This is a genomic window from Sphingobacterium sp. NPDC055346 (genome assembly GCF_053645235.1).
The window spans coordinates 596,005-614,561 of sequence record NZ_JBSHMI010000001.1 but is presented as its reverse complement, the minus strand read 5'-3'; the positions used below and the strand labels follow the sequence as shown (position 1 = coordinate 614,561).

Genomic DNA, 18,557 nt, shown 5'->3' with positions numbered 1-18,557 from the left:
TTACGACAATGAAAAAATTATCATATTTATTTTTAGGTTCAGCCCTGTTTTTCAGCAGCTGTAATACCCTGCTAGATAGACCGGAGTTAAACGCCATGGTGGACTCAGAGCCTACCTACTGGAGAAATGAAAATGACCTACGTCTTTTTGCAAATGACTTTTATACCAGCTTCTTCGTTGGCTATAACTCCAGCTTCGGGACAGCTTATACTCCGCTAACAGGATATAACTTTTCCGATGATTTAACGTCAGAGAACCAACAGTTAGCCTTGCTGTCCAGTCTTCCGACTGATCCTGGCGGTTCGGCAAGTACTTTGGTAGCATCTTTACGTGCTGAGCACCCAGGTCCAAACTGGAACTTCGTATGGATCAGAAAAGCCAACTTGATGTTGAACCGTATCGAGAACTTAGCAAAACCAAAGTTGACAGAAGACGAATACAAGCACTGGTCTTCAGTTGCTCGTTTCTTCAGAGCTTATGAATATAGCCGTTTGGTTAGTAATTTCGGTGATGTTCCATATTATGGCGATATCGTTGACCCGACTAATTTGGACGAACAATACAAAGATCGTACGCCTCGTGCTGAGGTAATGGACCATGTATATGAAGACTTCAAATATGTATTGGCAAACATGCGTGATAATGATGGAGTAAGCAATCTGAATAGATACGTAGCAGCCACTTTGATGTCCAACATGATGTTATTTGAAGGTTCTTGGCAACATTACCACAACTTGGATAAAACTAGAGCAAAGAAATACTTGGAACTAGCTCGTGATGCCGCGCAATACGTAATGGAATCAGGTAAATTTACCTTTGGTTCTGATTTCAAGAGCTTATTCGCATCGGAAAGCTTAGCAGGAAACCCTGAGGTTATTTTCTTCAGAACCTATGATGATGCTTTGGCAATCAGACATGCGGTAGCTTCTTATAGTAACGGTACAGAAAACCAACCACGTTCAGCAAACTTGAACTTGATCGAAGCATTCATCTGTAACGATGGCAAGACTTACCAAAACTCTGGAGTAGCCAATGCTAAAAACTTCAGATTAAAAGAATTGGTAAAAACACGTGACCCTCGTTTCGAAGCTACTTTTATGGATACGGTAAACTCTCCAGCTGTTGGTACCTTAGTTTATGCCCATAAATTTGCTGGTAGAGAGGCTTTAGATTTCTTGAACTCTGGAAAAGCATATCCTGCTAAATGGAGTTCAAACACCAATACCAATGATGCACCAATAGCTCGTTACGCTGAGGTGGTGTTAAACTGGGTAGAGGCAAAACAGATCTTAGCTGAGAACTATGGTGGAGCTGCGGTTTCTCAAGCTGACTTGGATAAATCCATCAATGCCATCCGTAAAAGACCATTGGATGCAGTTGCTGTAGCTAAAGGAGTTAAACAAACAGAACCTTTGATGCTTGGTGCTATTCCTGCAGATCCTAATAAAGATGCTGATGTATCTCCACTAATGTGGGAAATCCGTCGCGAGCGTCGTATGGAATTTGTATTCGAATATGCACGTATCCAAGATATCCGCCGTTGGAAAAAACTAGAAAACCTTAACTTTAATGATGATTCCTATAAATTGGGTTCATGGGTTATCGGTGTGAAAGATTTCGGCGACAAGAGTAATCCTGGAAAAATCTTAAACGCTTTCGTAAAAAGATTACAGGTTAAAAAAGCGGATGGTACCATCGTAACTTATGATGGAAGCAATGATGCTGAAATGGAGGGTTACTATGTGGTTAGAAATTTCACTAACCGTCTACCTGTCCTACCTAAAAACTACCTTTCTCCAGTAAGTATCGGGTTGATCCAAGCTTACCAAGACCAAGGTTATACTTTGACCCAAACACCGGGTTGGAATTAATGAAAATTTTAAGCAAAAGGTCAAGCAATTGACCTTTTGCTCTATATTTATGCTATGAGAAGACTATTATTTTTGCTGTTCCTATTGCCATTAAACCTATTTTCTCAGACTTTCAGATTTGCTCAAGTAACCGATACACATGTTGGTGGTGCTACAGGAGCTGATGATTTACGCAGAACGGTTCTGGACTTAAATCAGCAGCAAGGCATCGACTTCGTGATCCTGTCGGGGGATGTCACCGAGTTTGGTTCCGATGAGGAACTGGCCTTGGCAAAACAGATTTTGGATAGTCTGAACTTACCACTATATGTCATTCCGGGAAACCATGACAGCAACTGGTCAGAAAGTGGTGCGAACTCTTTCCGTAAGGTTTTTGGTGCTGAAACTTTCTTTTTCGAACATAATGGCGTTCAGTTTATAGGAACTACTTCGGGGCCTAATATGCGTATGAGTCCGGGGCAAATTCCAAGGGAGAACCTGGTATGGATGGATTCGATCTTTAAGGCTCATCCTGATCAACAAAAACCCTTGATCGCCATTAACCATTACCCTTTGGATTCTTCATTGAACAATTGGTATGAAAATATTGATCGCATCAAAACCAAAAACGTACAATTGGCGCTATGTGGTCATGGCCACATCAATAAACTGTATGATTGGGAGGGAATCCCTGGCGTAATGGCCAGATCTAATCTGCGTGCAAAGGATGCAGTAGGTGGATATAATATTATCACGGTTTCTTCCGATTCGGTGTTTTTCCAGGTCAGAAGGCCTCTTTTTATTACCGAAGATTATTGGCTGAAACTGCCGCTTAAACCTGTCTCTCCAGACGCTGTTCAAGGTGTAAAAAGACCAAACTACGCATTGAATGCAAACAGCCAAGCGAAAGTGCTTTGGGAATATGAAGACCATGGTGATATCGGTGCCGGTATTACGGCCGATAAAAAATGGATGTACACTGCCAATACGGTAGGTGAGGTTTATGCATTGGATCTGAAAACAGGAAAGAAGCAATGGACCTTCAAAACTGCTGGAAAAGTATATTCTACCCCGGCAGTACATAAAGGAGTGGTAGTGGTCGGTTCATCAGACCATTTTATTTATGGCATAAATGCCAAAACTGGAAAAGAACTTTGGAAGCTGCAGGCTGATAAAGCAGTGCTTGGTTCGCCAGTGGTAAAAAATGGAAAAGCCTATATCGGCGCATCAGATGGAATCTTCCGTTGTATAGATGTGAAAACCGGAAATTTAATCTGGAGCTTTAATGAGGTGCAAGGCTATGTTTCGACTTTGCCAACCTTAGCTGATAATAAAGTAATTTTTGGAAGTTGGAAAAACGGTTTCTATGCGCTAGATCAAAAGACAGGTCAGTTAGTTTGGAAATGGGACAACGGCCATACCAATAGGATGTTTTCTGCGGCAGCCTGTTATCCAGTAGTGGAAAACAATCGTGTTTTCATCGTCGCTCCGGACCGCTTTATGACAGCGATCGATCTAAAGACTGGCCAAACTATTTGGCGTGAAAAGAAAGATGAATACCGTGTAAGGGAGTCGATGGGTATTTCAAAAGATAGAAAGCTAGTCCTGGCCAAGACCATGGACGGAGAATTGATCGGAGTGCCGGTTACTGCCGATAAAATGGAGGTAAATTGGAAGGCCGAAATAAAATTACCATATGAATTAGCTCCAACTGCAATTTATACCAATTCAAAATATATATTTGTACCTAGCGACAAGGGATTATTGTCTGCTGTTGAACCTAAAACCGGAAAAACAGCTTGGCAATACAAGATTTCCAATGGTATGATCAATCCGCCACTCGTACTGAAAGACAGAGTTGTTGTCAGTACTATGGACGGAAAAATCGTAATGCTAACCTACTAAACCGAGAATAATGAATAGAGTACTTTCCTTGTTTATTTTCCTTCTTTGTGCTTTTCAGGCCTTTTCACAAGAGAATTCCTGGATCAGGATAAACCAATTAGGCTATCTTCCTGATAATAAAAAAGTAGCTGTATGGGTAACTAAAGGAGATAAAGGGATCAAGAAATTTAGTTTAATCGATAAAAACAATAATAAAGCCGTTTTTACGGCCAAGACAGGTAAACAATTTGGCCAATATGGACCCTTCCAATTAGGTTACAGGTTGGATTTCAGTAAATTCAACAAAAATGGCGAATATTACCTACTGGCCGATGATGGTACAAAGTCTCCAAGTTTTAAGATCAATGCAGATGTCTATAAAGGCACCGCCGATTTTACCTTGAGGTACATGCGTCAGCAAAGGACGCTATTTAATCCATTCCTTCAAGATTCTTGCCATACTCATGATGGGTTTACCATGTATGCCAGTTCCGTTGGTATGCCTGATAGCACTCGTGTAGAAGTGGCGGGCGGATGGCATGATGCTTCTGATTATTTGCAGTATGCCACCACATCGGCAAATGCTACCTATCATTTATTGGCAGCTTATCGTGATTTTTCATCCGTATTTACCGATGAGAAACAAGCAAACGGACTGGATGGTAAAAACGGAATTGCTGATGTTTTGGATGAAGCTATCTGGGGATTAGATTGGTTGGTGAAAATGCATCCCAAACCCAATATCATGTTCAATCAGATTGCAGATGACCGTGATCATACCGCCATGCGCTTGCCGGGCCAAGACTCAGTTTATGGAAGAGGCCATGAAAGGCCGGTATATTTTATCGATGGTAATCCGCAGCAAAGAGGAAAATTCATGAACAATACCACAGGGACAAGTTCCACTGCTGCAAAATTTGTGAGCGCCTTTGGTTTGGGTCATCAATTACTTAAAGATCAGAACGCTGATTATGCCTCAATCTTAAAGGAAAAGGCAGGTACGGCTTATCAATACGCATATATCAAACCAGGGGTAACCCAGACTGTTTCGGTCAAATCACCTTATATTTATGCTGAAGATAACTGGGTTGACGATATGGAATTGGCTGAAGCCACCATGTTCAACCTGAACCAAAACCAGGAACATATCCAAAAAGCAATGGACTTTGCCAGACAGGAAAAAGTAACTCCTTGGATGGTAAGGGATACCGCAAACCACTATCAATATTATCCTTTCATTAACCTCGGCCATTTTGAATTGGCAAAATCAGTGGATGGCAAGGTGAAGAAAGAAGCCCTAGGCTATTATAAGGAAGGTATCGAGGAAGTAAATGCTCGTGCTAAGGACAACATGTTCTATCGCGGAGTTCCTTTTATTTGGTGCAGTAACAATTTGACCACCTCATTTGCTATCCAATGCTTATGGTATCGTGAAGCTTCTGGGGACAAGCAATTCCAAGAATTGGAACAAGCTAATATAGATTGGTTATTTGGTGTTAATCCTTGGGGAACCAGTATGGTTTATGGATTACCTGCACATGGTGATACACCAACCGAGCCACATTCGTCGTTTACATATTTACACAACTATCCAATCGATGGGGGATTGGTGGATGGACCGGTATATTCAGCGATCTACAATAACCTGATCGGGATTCAATTGTACAAGCCGGATGGATATGCTCCATTCCAAAGTGATTTGGTGGTTTATCATGACGATTTTGGTGATTATAGCACGAATGAGCCAACCATGGATGGAACAGCTTCGTTGATCTATCTGTTGTCGGCAAAAGAGAGTGAATCAAAAAAAAAAGAATAACGGATTCACAAGGCGCCATCATCAGGGGCGATACCAGTAAAAGGCAGGTTAGCTTGATTTTTACAGGCGATGAATTCAGGGAAGGACTGCAAACAGTTGCAGAAACACTCGATAAAGAAAAAGTGAAAGGGAGCTTCTTTGTTACAGGAAGATTTCTGGAAGATCAGAAATCCGCAAAGGTGCTGAACAAATTATATCGTCAAGGACATTATGTTGGTCCACATTCTGACCAGCACCTGTTGTATGCACCTTGGGAGAACAGGGATAGCCTTTTGCTATCTAAAGTGGAGTTTGTCAACGATTTACAGGCCAATCTGGATAAGCTTCATGCGATTGGTATCAAGAAAATGGACAAATTTGTTGCTCCGTATGAATGGTACAATAAGCAAATTGCAGCCTGGACGAAGGAATTGGGCATGGACCTGTATAATTTTACTCCAGGTTTAAGAACAGCGGCAGATTACACGTATCCAGAAATGGGAGCGCGGTATTTGTCCACTGAAGCGATTCTGAAACAATTGGCTGAGTATGAACAGAGCAAGGGCCTCAATGGATTCCAAATTATTGTCCATCTTGGCACTGACCCTAAAAGAGAAGATAAATTATTTAATCAATTAGAAAGATTGATTGATTTATTGAAGAATAAAAATTATAAATTCGTCCCACTCGACGAGATATAAAATTAACATGCGTGTTTTTGCGTTTTTTAGCAAAAAGTCGCATATTTACGAAAAGTTATTGAATGTATTGCAAATGCTGAAGGCTATGATCAACACAACGGAGAAAGATTCCAACTATCAAGACCTAGATAAGATGTCGGTTCTTGAGATCCTGACTAATATTAATAATGAAGATAAAACAGTGCCGTTGGCAGTTGAAAAGGTTATTCCTCAAATTGATGCCTTAGTGAAGGTCGTTGCTGACCGTATGAAGGCTGGTGGGCGTCTGTTCTATATCGGTGCAGGGACTTCGGGTCGTTTGGGTATCTTGGATGCATCTGAATGCCCGCCTACTTACGGTGTGCCCTTTGATTGGGTAATCGGATTGATCGCTGGTGGCGATACGGCTATCCGTAAAGCGGTGGAGTTTGCTGAAGATGATGTTGAACAAGCTTGGAAAGATTTAGAAGAATATGCGATCAATGAAAATGACTTTGTCCTTGGTATTGCCGCTTCTGGAACCACTCCTTACGTTATTGGCGGACTTGATAAAGCGAATGAGTTAGGGATTGCAACCGGATGTTTGGTTTGTAATGGAAACTCACCGATTGCAGCCCGTGCAAAATATCCTATTGAAGTTATCGTAGGCCCTGAATTCGTTACGGGTTCTACTCGTATGAAAGCTGGAACTGCTCAAAAATTGGTGTTAAACATGATCAGTACTGCTGTCATGATCCAATTAGGCAGAGTTAAGGGAAATAAAATGGTCGATATGCAGCTCTCTAATCATAAATTGGTAGGAAGAGGGGTTCGTATGGTGATGGCAGAAACCGGAACTGACGAAGAGACTGCAACTGCACTGATCGAAGAGTTCGGAAATGTTCGAAAGGCTATCGATAATTTTAACCTTAATAAATAAAATTTAGATCTACCTATGTCACCAATTATCCTGCTAACTTTTATCGTGGTTTATTTTGGGCTTCTTTTGGCTGTAGCTTATTTTACATCCAGAAATTCCTCCGATAACTCCACGTTCTTTGTCGCGAACAGAAATGCCAAATGGTACATGGTTGCCTTCGGTATGATCGGAACCGCCCTATCGGGAGTTACCTTTATTTCAGTTCCCGGTGATGTGGGCAACACGCCCGCAGGCCTGAGCGACCCCAATAATTTCAGTTATTTTCAGTTTGTCCTCGGGAATGCCATAGGCTTCATTATCATCGCCTATGTCTTGCTTCCGCTTTATTACCGCATGAACCTAACGTCCATCTATACTTATTTGGAAGAACGTTTAGGTCACAAAAGTTACAAGGCCGGAGCAATGATCTTTTTGATCTCCAGGACTATCGGATCTGCATTTAGATTGTACCTAGTTGCCATCGTATTGCAGCGCTATATTTTCGATGCTTGGAATGTACCATTCATCCTAACTGTGGCAGTCTGTCTTATTTTAATTTGGCTGTACACCAATAAGGGCGGATTAAAAACGATTATTATTACCGATACTTTACAGACGACTTTCCTATTATTGGCCGTTGTCCTGTCTATTTATTTTATGGCAGATGGCTTGGGCTGGACCGTTACAGAGGCCTTTGAAAAGGTTAAGGAAAGCACCTATTCCAAAGTATTTATCTGGGAGAACCTATTGGGCGACCCTAGGAATATCTGGAAACATGTGATCGGCGGTATCTTCGTGACCATTGCCATGACAGGTCTTGACCAAGATTTAATGCAGAAAAACCTGAGCATGAAAACCATCAAGGAAGCACAGACCAACATGATGACCTTTACAGGTATCTTCGTGGTGATCAATCTATTCTTCCTAGCGGTGGGTGCTTTGTTGTATTTCTATGCTGATGCAAACGGAATCAATATCGCTGACCTGGGCAAATCGGATTATCTGTATCCAGAAATCGCTTTGAGACACCTGTCTATCGTACCGGGAATTATCTTTATGATGGGATTGACAGCAGCGACATTCGCAACAACAGATTCTGCATTGACAGCCTTGACCACTTCTTATTGTGTGGATTTCTTGAACTTCAATAAAAAGGAAAACCCTAATGATCCAAAATTGGTCAAACAACGTAACTATGTGCACTTTGCATTCTCGATCGTTATGTTATTGGTTATTTTGTTGTTCCATGTCATCAACGATGAGTCGGTCGTATCAGCCATCTTTAAGATTGCTGGATACACTTACGGTCCATTGTTAGGCCTGTTCTCTTTCGGTATCTTGACCAAGATGCGGGTCAAAGATAACCTTGTGCCTTACATCTGTGTCGTTTCACCGATATTGATGTACTTGTTGACGACCTATCTATTACCACTGACTGAATATAAAATCGGCTTCGAGCTGATCGTTTATAATGGCTTAACTACATTTATCTTGTTATGGTTAACTTCTCCTGGAAAAGTTAGAAAACCCATGACTGCTGTAAAGTAAGCCTATTCCTTTGATTTGTGTGTGCAAAAAAATAACAGTAAGTTTGATTAACTAGTTTTTTTGCACACATGTATCAAATGATTGAAGAATCTATCCAATCTATCCGTCGTAAAATCGGCGATTTCACCCCAGAATTCGGAATTATCTTAGGCACAGGCCTTGGAAAACTTGTAGAGGAAATTGAAGTGGAATTTCAGATGATGTATTCCAATATTCCCAATTTCCCAATCTCTACCGTTGAATTTCATACCGGAAAATTGATCTTTGGAACCCTCAATGGGCGTAAGGTGGTAGCCATGCAAGGTAGACTCCATTATTATGAAGGTTACAGCATGCAGGAAATCACTTTCCCTGTTCGCGTGATGAAAGGCTTAGGGATCCAAAAATTATTCGTATCCAATGCTTCAGGTTCCTTGAACCCTGATATCCGAAAAGGTGATATCGGTATTATTGAAGATCATATCAACTTACTTCCCGATAATCCATTACGGGGAACGAACGATGAGGACCTGGGGCCCCGTTTCCCTGACATGAGCCAGCCTTATAATTTCCAGATGATCGAACAAGGCATGGAGATCGCCAATAATCTAGGTTTCAGAACCCATAAAGTGGTGTATGTCTCCGCTCCGGGACCAAATCTTGAAACCCGTGCCGAATACCGCTACATGCGTATTATCGGAGGAGATATCGTCGGAATGAGTACGGTTCCTGAAGTGATTGTTGCCAATCATATGGGATTACCTGTTTTTGCCATCTCCGTAGTGACAGATGAAGGTTTCCATCCGAATCTAAGACCGGTATCGCTTCAGGAAATAGTGGAAGTGGCCGCAAAGGCAGAACCAAAAATGACAAGTATTTTAAAAGAATTGATCGCATTGCAATAATTTTGGTTTTTTGCGCTATTTTTGAGGGCATAAATTTTGTACCGTTCCTGATTTGAGTATGCTAAGAAGGTTATTGTTTGTATTGTTGTTGTTTAGCCTTGTTCCTAAACTATACGCCCAGACTGAAGAGGAGTTCAGTTCTGCATTGGATTCTGCGCGTAATGCAGAGGATAATAAGAAAGATTCAGTCATCTTCACGGCTAAATACGTAAGGTTTACTAACCTGAAAACAATGAAGCGGGGAACAAAGACCTTTCAGATCGATACTTCCCATGTCAATTTCCAATATTACAATAAACAGAACCTTCCTTGGGATCCTTCAATCAACCTAGGGTCCTATGGTTTGGCGACTCGAGACTTGTTGTTCAACCCGGACAAGACCATTGGTTTTCAATCCGGCTATCATGCCATGGAACGATATATCCTGCATCCGGATTCTGTCCAATATTACCGTGCTCGTGCTCGTTATTCAGAATTATATGCTGTAGGTTTCTTCTTTGATGATCAGGTTTTCCGAGCTAAATTGGCGCAGAATATTAATCCCCACCTGAATATTGGTGCGGAATACCATGCTACCAATACCGACGGATTTTATAATAACCAACAATATAGTGACCGAAAAGGGGCTGTATTTGCCTGGTACGAATCGCCTAGCAAGAGGTACAACCTCCTTTCAAACTTTACGTTCAACACCTTAGACGCGACCGAGAACGGTTCGGTAAGGAACGATACCTTATTCAGGGATACTTCCAGCAATACTTCGCCATCTCGTTATCCCGTGAAATTGGATGGGATACAGTCAAACCGCCCTTATAATAAATGGAAAGATCTGGGCTTCTTTATCAGGCAATCCTATTTTATGGGAAGGATCGACACGGTCAGTGGCAATGGTCCAGACGCCGAAATCCATCCAACGAATGTTATTGCCCATAACTCCAGTATCAGGCAACAGAAGTTTATCTTCTTCAAGAATCAGGCGGACCTCTATAATGCCCTACCTTTCAACAATCTGGTAAGGGTAGAGGACACAACAAAAATTACAACCATTTCGAACGATTTTACCTATAGTTTCTATCTCCGAGGGAAAAGCCTCAAGAATGAAGCTAAGGTCGAACTGGGCTTCCAAAATGACCTGATATGGTATGCAGACAGTGTGTTGAATAAGTTTTACCAGAACTCCATGGTAAAGGGAGCTGTCGGCTATAAGTTTTCCGATAAAGTTGACGTCAATTTTACCGCCAACCAAATTGTGGTAGGCCGAAACTTTGGGGATTTCCTTTATGAGGCCTATGCCGACATACATTTGAACGAAACCTTAGGAAAATTAAGGATCGGTGCCTATTCCCAGAATAAATCGCCCGAAATGATATTCCAAAATGCCAACCTTTCTTACCATTCCTGGAAAGAGGAAGACCTTAATCTGAATAAGATCAAGACCCAAAACCTTTCCTTTCAATACGCAAATGATAAGTTAGGCTTCAACGGAAAGCTGGAGTATTTCTTGATCAATAACTATACTTATTTTCAGGAAGTTCCAAATCCTGACAACAATATATTGGGTGCGAGGAATATCCTGCCTACCCAAGAGGGAAACCTTAATCTCTTGAAACTGACCGTCGGCCAGAACTTCAAGTTCCGTAGGTTCCACTTAGATAACCGCGTGGTTTACCAAAAGTCCGATGCGATGGACATCCTGGCGACGCCAGAGCTGTACACATGGCACAGTTTCTACTATGCGAACAAGCTGTACAATGTCATGGACTTTAGATTGGGTATGGATGTACGTTTCAATACCCCATTCCGTACACCTTCTTATTCCATCAACTCCGGACAGTTCTATAATGACAACGTAGGGATCGAGTTCTCAACTTACCCTATCGCCGATCTTTGGTTCACTGGAAACATCGATCGTGTCAATCTTTTCTTAAGCTATAACTTCGTCAACCAACATGTGTACCCTAATGGGTATTACAGCGTAAGACGTTATCCTATGGCGCCTGCAAACCTAAGGTTTGGGGTATCCTGGAAGTTCTATGATTAGTGGTTTTTAGTATTTAGTAGAGAGTATTTAGTATTTAGACTTGGTGAAAATTCTTGCCAGGGAGGGGAGTTTTTGTGTGGATTACAGGTGAAATCTTGTAAAAGTGCGTAGTTTTTTGAGAGGATTTTTGGCGATGGGCTTTGAGTATTATTCGAGGCATGTTCGGGACATATTGCGAAAATTCCGAATGTGTCTCGAATGAGGTCAGGATTATTGCTGTGAGGATTTTTTGATTATGGTCTAATCACAAGCCATGGTGTTGAATTCGATCTGCAATTGGGTTGACCCTTTTTCGTCAACGGTTAGCCATTGATAGTTTTTAAGGGTATAAGCATTGCCTCCATCAATTGAAACCCATTCATCTATACCTTTTGCGCCGTTTTTTAAGTCGCCTCTCGTCGTGAGGCCAATTGGAGCTAGATATTTTCTGTCATGTACCAGGACTTTGCATTTAGAGCTTTTAATTGCTTCTGATGCTTGGACACTAGAATAAAATTTAGCTTTTGTTAGTGCAGGTAAAGCAGAGCTTATTTTTGAAGGAGACATTGAAGTTGCGCATGAGGTTATTAAAATAATAATACCCATTACTAATAGGTTTTTCATATTGAGATTTTTTGAGGTTGTAAATATAACGTTTTAAAATATTAAAAAATCCTATTGGTTTAATAATTAATAAATAGGAAATAATAATTATCAAAACATAGGTTTATAGCATTTTTGATTCTGAACGATCAGTAAAGAATATGTACGTTTCTTCTCTATATGGGCGTGTCATTCTGTACGGAAGGTACAGGAACTGTTCGCTAATACAATCATGGTCTGTATAGTTCCGAGACCTTTCGTTCCTCAAGGTGACATTGTTAAAATAAACTTATTTGAGATGTATTGCCCTATTTTAAATGAATGTTTTGCAAAAACGATGTTCGATTAATCGAACATCGTTTTTGCGCTACTTTCAGGCTAACGTACCATACCAGCTAAAATAATGGAACCCCAAAAGGGGTTCTATATTTAAAAAATAAAAGAGCTAATTGATTTTCATTGCCAATTACTGTCATCAACTTCCAATAAATTTAGTCCAAATTTTTACTTCTCAGGGTGGCACAAGGAAAAGAGAGCGTATTTGTGGCCTATTGTCCAATGAGACAACATTATTTTAGCTGGATGGTTTGAGGCCAAATAGGGTAAAGCAAAAAAGCATCAATTTCTTGATGCTTTTCTTTCGGTAGTGGAGGCTACTGGATTCGAACCAGTGACCCTCTGCTTGTAAGGCAGATGCTCTGAACCAGCTGAGCTAAGCCTCCTTTTTATTGACCACTTCCGAATTTTTATCGGAATGCTCTGAATGACTGAGCTTGGTCTTTTTTGGTGGAGAATACTGGATTCGAACCAGTGACCCTCTGCTTGTAAGGCAGATGCTCTGAACCAGCTGAGCTAATTCTCCTTTTCCGTGTTGCGGTGTGCAAATATAGGGGTTAATTCTGATTTACAAAATATTTTATGGATATTTTTTGTGGGTGAATTGGCAAATTATTCAAAGCCAAATAATTAATTTGATTTTTAGTGTGGCTTCTTGGATATTGAACGATCATAAATGTAGTGTGAAAGTCCATTAAAGCCTGCTATTGCAAGAAAGAATAGATTCTTTCCATGTAATAGGCCTCATCTAAAGACCTGACCAATTCAGTCATTTCAAAGTGATTGAAAGAGAAATTGATTCCCGAATAGGGGCTGTTCAATAAGATCCGTTCTCGGCCATCTGGAAATGATACGGGGCTGCTCTCGGCATAGATATCCTTCACGATCCTTCGGAACATGATAAAATCTTCTTTGCTGAAGTTGATGAGGATATTATTGAAACAAAGGTGTATGATATTCTGACCCTCTGGCATACTGATGAAGCCTTGGTCATTTTTGGAGAGAATTCTTAGGCGACAGTTGTCCATATATAGCCAATCCCGTTTTTTATTTGTGCCTGCATTACCCGCATGCCTATCTTCATGCGGGTAAACAGGACTTCTGTATAATTGAAACTGTTTTCTTTGCTGGAGTAAAAGTAGGTATTATTTAGAATGATTATAAATAATAGCTCTTTTATGACATTGGGATTATATATTGTCGCCTGAGTTAAAAAAACGTCAGGATTTCTCCTGTAATAGCCGTGTCTACAGTTCTCTGATGACGATATTTCGGAAACCAACAGAGTCTGTATGATTTTGGAATGCTATCTTTCCTTTAGGGTATGTCGCAAACGCTGGATAGTTTTTCATGTTGCTATTGGCAATCTTTTGTTTGAATGCAGGGGTATTGATGCTATCTTGAAAGGTGATCTTGTCATTGAGCCAAAAGGTAACCTGTCCATCTTGCTGTTTGATCTTGCCTTTGTTCCATTCGCCGAAAGGATTGGGCTTGGAGTTGCTGCCGATACATTCCACTGAATAGAGACAGCCGGCCCAATGCGTGGAATCTACCTGATGCCTTGGTTCGGCATTGGCATTGTCAAGGAGTTGCATTTCTAGTCCAGTTGCAAAGGTGGCTGCGTAGGTACTATCCTCGCGAACATTGATGAATACACCACTGTTTCCTCCTTTTTTAACCTTCCATTCGAAGTCCAGTTCAAAGTCTTGGTATTCTCTGTCACTGATCAAGTCGCCGAATTCTCCATTGCCCTTCGGGTCACAGATCAATTCGCCATTGTCGACCTTCCATTTGGAATCCATATTTCCACGGTTGTACACATGCCATCCGGTCAAGTCCTTTGCATTGAAAAATGCACTGGAATCTGAAGTTTCTGGATTTTCTTTTACAGTTGAGGATTGGTTACAGGAAGCTAATGCTAAGGATAGGATAAGTGCAACGGATTTGATAGGGTTGGTCGACATAGTTGTTGATTTTTAAAATTTTACAAAGGACTAAATGTAAAAAGAAAAATCAAGAAAATTTTGGGAGGACCCTGGAGAATAGCTTGTATAAAGAAAATATGACAGTGGAACCTAAAAAGCAGCTGGGCCTAGAAGCGTTCTATTTCGTCGATCTGTTCCATGATAAACTTCAAGGATATAGGATCTTGAAATTCTTCCTCTGAATTCAATTCGTTTTGGATCAGTGGAATGTGAATCTTTAAGGGCAAGACGTGCATGCGCATATAGTTGCATACACCAGTGAAGTGGTCCACGCCACGGATATTTCCATATTTTCCTGTTGATACCCCGACCAGAGCGGCCTTTTTGTGATAGAAAGAGGCAGGGAATGCGCAGGCATCTATAAACACCTTTAAGATTCCCGGGTAGGAGCCATTGTATTCTGGGATGATAAACACGAATTTTTTAGCTGCAGACACTTTTTCCTGGATCTCGGCAAAGGCTTCGCTGCGTTTTCCATATAGATCCGTATCAATGATATCATGGGGAAGATCCTCAAGGGAAAGTATCTCAAACTCTTCGCCCCTTTTTGACAATTCCTTTTGATAAAATTTTGCAACTTTTAATGAGTTGGAACGTTTTCTATTTGTGCCTGAGATAATTAAATTCATTGTTTGATGTTACATGTAAAAAGCAATAGCGTTCGGTATCAATACCTAAATCTATTTTTCGTATCTTAGCATCCTGACTTGGTAGAATGAGATTCGCTTCAAAATTAGCAAATTTAACATCATTTAAGTGTCTAATATCATCAAGGTATGTTAATTTGCATATTGAAGTGAAATAATGCCGGTCGACATTATTTTCAAAAATTGAGGAATCACAATGGGAAAGATTATTGCCATAGCCAATCAAAAAGGAGGAGTTGGTAAAACAACCACCTCCATCAATCTTGCTGCGAGTTTAGCTGTGTTAGAATATAAGACTTTGTTGGTGGATGCGGATCCGCAAGCAAACTCCACGTCTGGAATTGGTTTTGATCCTCGCGCCATTAAGACCAGCATTTATGAATGTTTGGTGAATGATGTGACAGCAAAAGAAGCCATACAGGCCACCGATACTCCAAATCTAGATCTATTGCCAGCCCATATCGACTTGGTCGGTGCGGAGATTGAGATGATCAACCTGGAGGAGCGCGAATACAAGATGAAACGGCTTTTGGATGAAGTGAAGGATGATTATGATTTTGTCATCATTGACTGTTCCCCATCTTTAGGGCTAATTACCATCAATGCACTTACAGCTTCAAATTCAGTGATCATTCCGGTTCAATGTGAGTATTTTGCATTGGAAGGATTGGGTAAGTTGTTGAATACAATTAAGATTGTACAGACACGATTGAACACCGAACTGGAGATCGAAGGTATTTTATTGACGATGTACGATGTTCGTTTGAGGTTATCGAACCAAGTAGTGGAGGAGGTGCGCACGCATTTCCACGATTTGGTGTTTGATACAATTATTCAGAGAAATACGCGTTTGAGTGAAGCACCAAGTTTCGGGATTTCAGTAATCATGCATGATGCATCCTGTAAAGGTGCCATCAATTATTTGAACCTTGCACGCGAGATTTTGGAGAAGAATGGATTATTAAAAGAGAATAATAAGCAAACTGTAACAGTATAGTATGGCAGCACAACAGCGGAAAACAGGATTAGGTAAGGGTTTAGGCGCATTGCTTCAACAGGAAGTGATCAGTAGTCCTAAAGACAAGACGGCCGATGTTCCTGCGAGCAAGACACCGAGCTCTCCTGCCGGTAGCATAAACTTTATTAAAGTAGAACAAATATCGATCAACCCTTTTCAACCGAGGACAGATTTTGATGAAGGAGCCCTAAGGGAACTATCTGAGTCTATCGAGGTACAAGGTTTGATCCAGCCAATCACCGTTCGTCAGGTTGGTAAGAATGAATACCAATTGATCTCCGGTGAAAGAAGGTTGAGGGCGTCCAAATTGGCAGGTATTACCGAAATCCCTGCTTATGTGAGGACTGCAAACGATCAACAGATGCTAGAAATGGCACTGATCGAAAACATTCAACGCGAAAACCTGAATGCCATTGAGATTGCATTGAGTTTCCAGCGAATGATCGAGGAATGCAGTCTGAAACAAGAGGAACTGGGCGATCGTGTAAGCAAGAACCGTTCTACAGTAACCAATTACCTTCGTTTGTTAAAACTTCCTCCTGTGATCCAGGCGGCAATCCGTGATGGAGATTTATCCATGGGACATGCCAGAGCCTTGATCAATGTCGGAGAGATCGATAAACAGTTGTTTATATTCAAGGAGATTGTTGAAAAAGGATTGTCGGTACGTAAGGCTGAGCAATTGGTCCGTGAGGTTCAACAGGCTAAGGATAAAAAACAAAAAGGCAAAAAAGAGGCAGCTTTGAATTTTCAATATCAAAAGATTGAGGATGACCTGGCTTCGAAATTTGCCACTCGTGTAAAATTGAACGTGAAATCTACAAAAGGGAAAGGAGCCATTGAGATTCCTTTTAACTCGGAGGATGATTTGAGCCGAATTTTAGAGTTGTTAGACTGGTAATGTATAAATTTTTACTGCTCTTTGGGATGATCTTTTCCTTTACTTGTCTTAAAAGCCAAGTGAAAGATACCATTCCTGACTCTACGAAAAAGGTCCAAGTGCAGGATTCTGTAAAGAAAGCTGCGCAAGATACCGTCAAGAAAGAGACTCGCGCGGAAAGGAAAGCCAGGATAAAGGCTGAAAAGGAGCGTGAGAAATTCTATTATAAGGATATCCGTAAGGATTCAGCAAGGTTGGCGATCGAAAGATTGACCAGGATTGCCTGGAAAAGATCTTTGATTTTACCAGGTTGGGGACAATATACCAATGGGGGCTTATGGTGGATCAAGGTGCCGATCATTTACGGAGGATTTGTTGGTGCAGGTCTGACCTTTAATTACTGGCAATGGTACTATAAAGAGTTCTTAGGTGAGCTGCAATATCGGGAAGAGTTTGGGCAGCCGTCCAATCACGAATCCTTGGGTATCAATAGTAGCTGGACCGTTCAGGGTTTGGTTCAACAGAAGGATTATGGTCGCAGAAACCGTGACCTGACGATCTTGCTAACGGTAGGTTGGTATGGATTGAACGTGGTTGAGGCCTATGTGGATTCGATCCTGAAAAACCGTTGGAATATCAGTAATGATCTGAGTTTTAAGGTTTCACCAACCTTACTTCCTAACTATGCTTATACACCGGGGATGGGTACTTTTTCTGGAAACGGATTTGTATCTCCGGGTTTGAAAATGACCTTTACCATTAAATAAAAACCAATTAACTATATGAAAATCGTTTTATTAGGTTATGGAAAAATGGGGCAACTGATCGAGCGCTTCGCCATGAAAAGAGGGCATGAAGTGGTTTTGATCGTTGATGAAAGAAATAGGGACAGCATTACTTCCGAAGATCTGGAGGAAGCTGATATGGCTATTGATTTCAGTACTCCAAATGCAGCCTTAGAAAATATCAGTCTTTGTTTTGAGTCCAATCTGCCCCTAGTGGTCGGAACCACGGGTTGGTATGAGCATTTGGACGAAGTAAAAGATACTTGTTTAGAAGCTGATCAAGCCTTGCTATATGGCTCTAATTTCAGCATTGGAGTGAATATCTTCTTCCATATCAACAAGATGTTGGCAAAGGCCATCAATCCATATAAGCAATACGATGTTCAGGTGGAGGAAATCCATCATATTCATAAATTAGATGCCCCAAGCGGAACAGCAATTACCATTGCTGAAGGGATTTTGGAGAACAGTGATGAAAAGAAATCCTGGGTAAATTCTGTGGAAGGGTCTGGTGAGGAAGTAATTCCAAAGCCAAATGAATTGCTGATCGAAAGTTTAAGAATAGAAGAAGTGCCTGGTACCCATACTGTTTTGTACAGCTCGGAAGTTGACCAAATCGAATTCAAGCACACTGCGCATAGCAGGGAAGGCTTTGCTTTGGGTGCGGTTATTGCGGCTGAGTGGCTTTTTGGTAAAAAAGGGTTTTATCAGGTGACTGAAATGTTTGATTTTAATAAATAA

At 41.0% G+C, this 18,557-nt stretch carries 16 protein-coding genes and 2 tRNA genes; 12 read left to right on the top strand and 6 right to left on the bottom strand.

The annotated features are described in order from the left end of the window. Positions 1-8 precede the first annotated feature (8 nt). From ACWICE_RS02610 to ACWICE_RS02575, 8 genes are all read left to right on the top strand, one after another. Positions 9-1,871 (top strand): RagB/SusD family nutrient uptake outer membrane protein, encoded by a 1,863-nt coding sequence (locus tag ACWICE_RS02610; protein ID WP_454290636.1) that lies wholly within the window; start codon positions 9-11, stop codon positions 1,869-1,871. 54 nt (positions 1,872-1,925) lie between these two features. Then, positions 1,926-3,755, top strand: coding sequence for an outer membrane protein assembly factor BamB family protein (locus ACWICE_RS02605; protein ID WP_454297564.1), 1,830 nt, complete (start codon positions 1,926-1,928; stop codon positions 3,753-3,755). A gap of 10 nt (positions 3,756-3,765) precedes the next feature. Continuing rightward, positions 3,766-5,553 carry a glycoside hydrolase family 9 protein gene (locus ACWICE_RS02600; RefSeq protein WP_454297563.1) on the top strand — a complete coding sequence of 596 codons (1,788 nt, stop codon included), beginning with the start codon at positions 3,766-3,768 and terminating at the stop codon, positions 5,551-5,553. A gap of 53 nt (positions 5,554-5,606) precedes the next feature. Next, positions 5,607-6,233 carry a polysaccharide deacetylase family protein gene (locus ACWICE_RS02595; protein WP_454297562.1) on the top strand — a complete coding sequence of 209 codons (627 nt, stop codon included), beginning with the start codon at positions 5,607-5,609 and terminating at the stop codon, positions 6,231-6,233. Positions 6,234-6,318: 85 nt separating this feature from the next. After that, positions 6,319-7,131, top strand: coding sequence for an N-acetylmuramic acid 6-phosphate etherase (murQ, locus tag ACWICE_RS02590; protein WP_185212982.1), 813 nt, complete (start codon positions 6,319-6,321; stop codon positions 7,129-7,131). Between the two features lie 15 nt (positions 7,132-7,146). Further along, a complete protein-coding gene (locus ACWICE_RS02585; protein WP_185212983.1) occupies positions 7,147-8,658 on the top strand; it encodes a sodium:solute symporter in 1,512 nt (503 codons plus the stop codon). 68 nt (positions 8,659-8,726) lie between these two features. Next, positions 8,727-9,542, top strand: a complete 816-nt coding sequence (locus tag ACWICE_RS02580; RefSeq protein ID WP_185212984.1) for a purine-nucleoside phosphorylase — start codon at positions 8,727-8,729, stop codon at positions 9,540-9,542. 58 nt (positions 9,543-9,600) lie between these two features. Beyond that, positions 9,601-11,583, top strand: a complete 1,983-nt coding sequence (locus ACWICE_RS02575) for a putative porin (protein WP_454297561.1) — start codon at positions 9,601-9,603, stop codon at positions 11,581-11,583. 240 nt (positions 11,584-11,823) lie between these two features. Here ACWICE_RS02575 and ACWICE_RS02570 read toward each other — a convergent pair whose 3' ends face one another. The 6 genes from ACWICE_RS02570 to ACWICE_RS02545 form a co-directional block, all read right to left on the bottom strand. Beyond that, positions 11,824-12,186, bottom strand: coding sequence for a hypothetical protein (locus ACWICE_RS02570; RefSeq protein WP_185212986.1), 363 nt, complete (start codon positions 12,184-12,186; stop codon positions 11,824-11,826). A 626-nt stretch (positions 12,187-12,812) separates the two neighbouring features. Beyond that, positions 12,813-12,887: transfer RNA gene (locus ACWICE_RS02565), tRNA-Val, on the bottom strand. A 62-nt stretch (positions 12,888-12,949) separates the two neighbouring features. After that, positions 12,950-13,027, bottom strand: a tRNA-Val gene (locus ACWICE_RS02560). Between the two features lie 178 nt (positions 13,028-13,205). Continuing rightward, positions 13,206-13,529: a DUF6686 family protein gene (locus tag ACWICE_RS02555; protein ID WP_185215839.1), complete on the bottom strand. Its 324-nt coding sequence runs from the start codon at positions 13,527-13,529 to the stop codon at positions 13,206-13,208. A 219-nt stretch (positions 13,530-13,748) separates the two neighbouring features. Continuing rightward, positions 13,749-14,465 (bottom strand): 3-keto-disaccharide hydrolase, encoded by a 717-nt coding sequence (locus ACWICE_RS02550; protein WP_454297560.1) that lies wholly within the window; start codon positions 14,463-14,465, stop codon positions 13,749-13,751. Positions 14,466-14,593: 128 nt separating this feature from the next. Beyond that, on the bottom strand, positions 14,594-15,115 hold the full coding sequence (locus tag ACWICE_RS02545) for an NADPH-dependent FMN reductase (RefSeq protein WP_185211409.1): 522 nt from the start codon (positions 15,113-15,115) through the stop codon (positions 14,594-14,596). Between the two features lie 214 nt (positions 15,116-15,329). Between ACWICE_RS02545 and ACWICE_RS02540 the strand changes: the two genes are divergently transcribed. The 4 genes from ACWICE_RS02540 to dapB are packed head-to-tail and all read left to right on the top strand — an operon-like array spanning position 15,330 to position 18,557. Then, complete coding sequence (locus ACWICE_RS02540) at positions 15,330-16,130, top strand: ParA family protein (protein WP_185211408.1); 801 nt, start codon at positions 15,330-15,332, stop codon at positions 16,128-16,130. Between the two features lies 1 nt (position 16,131). After that, on the top strand, positions 16,132-17,052 hold the full coding sequence (locus tag ACWICE_RS02535) for a ParB/RepB/Spo0J family partition protein (RefSeq protein ID WP_254526594.1): 921 nt from the start codon (positions 16,132-16,134) through the stop codon (positions 17,050-17,052). Next, the gene (locus tag ACWICE_RS02530) at positions 17,052-17,798 is read left to right on the top strand and encodes a DUF5683 domain-containing protein (protein ID WP_454297559.1); all 747 of its coding nucleotides are present in this window, start codon (positions 17,052-17,054) and stop codon (positions 17,796-17,798) included. The genes ACWICE_RS02535 and ACWICE_RS02530 overlap by 1 nt, the downstream gene beginning before the upstream one ends. Before the next feature lie 15 nt (positions 17,799-17,813). Continuing rightward, positions 17,814-18,557, top strand: a complete 744-nt coding sequence (dapB, locus tag ACWICE_RS02525) for a 4-hydroxy-tetrahydrodipicolinate reductase (protein ID WP_185211405.1) — start codon at positions 17,814-17,816, stop codon at positions 18,555-18,557.

Coding starts and splice junctions, on each gene's coding strand:
- ACWICE_RS02550 (WP_454297560.1), bottom strand. CDS start 14,465: ATGTCGACCAACCCTATCAAATCCGTTGCACTTATCCTATCCTTAGCA.
- ACWICE_RS02605 (WP_454297564.1), top strand. CDS start 1,926: ATGAGAAGACTATTATTTTTGCTGTTCCTATTGCCATTAAACCTATTT.
- ACWICE_RS02530 (WP_454297559.1), top strand. CDS start 17,052: ATGTATAAATTTTTACTGCTCTTTGGGATGATCTTTTCCTTTACTTGT.
- ACWICE_RS02535 (WP_254526594.1), top strand. CDS start 16,132: ATGGCAGCACAACAGCGGAAAACAGGATTAGGTAAGGGTTTAGGCGCA.
- ACWICE_RS02545 (WP_185211409.1), bottom strand. CDS start 15,115: ATGAATTTAATTATCTCAGGCACAAATAGAAAACGTTCCAACTCATTA.
- murQ (WP_185212982.1), top strand. CDS start 6,319: ATGATCAACACAACGGAGAAAGATTCCAACTATCAAGACCTAGATAAG.
- ACWICE_RS02585 (WP_185212983.1), top strand. CDS start 7,147: ATGTCACCAATTATCCTGCTAACTTTTATCGTGGTTTATTTTGGGCTT.
- ACWICE_RS02570 (WP_185212986.1), bottom strand. CDS start 12,186: ATGAAAAACCTATTAGTAATGGGTATTATTATTTTAATAACCTCATGC.
- ACWICE_RS02610 (WP_454290636.1), top strand. CDS start 9: ATGAAAAAATTATCATATTTATTTTTAGGTTCAGCCCTGTTTTTCAGC.
- ACWICE_RS02580 (WP_185212984.1), top strand. CDS start 8,727: ATGTATCAAATGATTGAAGAATCTATCCAATCTATCCGTCGTAAAATC.
- ACWICE_RS02575 (WP_454297561.1), top strand. CDS start 9,601: ATGCTAAGAAGGTTATTGTTTGTATTGTTGTTGTTTAGCCTTGTTCCT.
- ACWICE_RS02540 (WP_185211408.1), top strand. CDS start 15,330: ATGGGAAAGATTATTGCCATAGCCAATCAAAAAGGAGGAGTTGGTAAA.
- ACWICE_RS02600 (WP_454297563.1), top strand. CDS start 3,766: ATGAATAGAGTACTTTCCTTGTTTATTTTCCTTCTTTGTGCTTTTCAG.
- dapB (WP_185211405.1), top strand. CDS start 17,814: ATGAAAATCGTTTTATTAGGTTATGGAAAAATGGGGCAACTGATCGAG.
- ACWICE_RS02555 (WP_185215839.1), bottom strand. CDS start 13,529: ATGGACAACTGTCGCCTAAGAATTCTCTCCAAAAATGACCAAGGCTTC.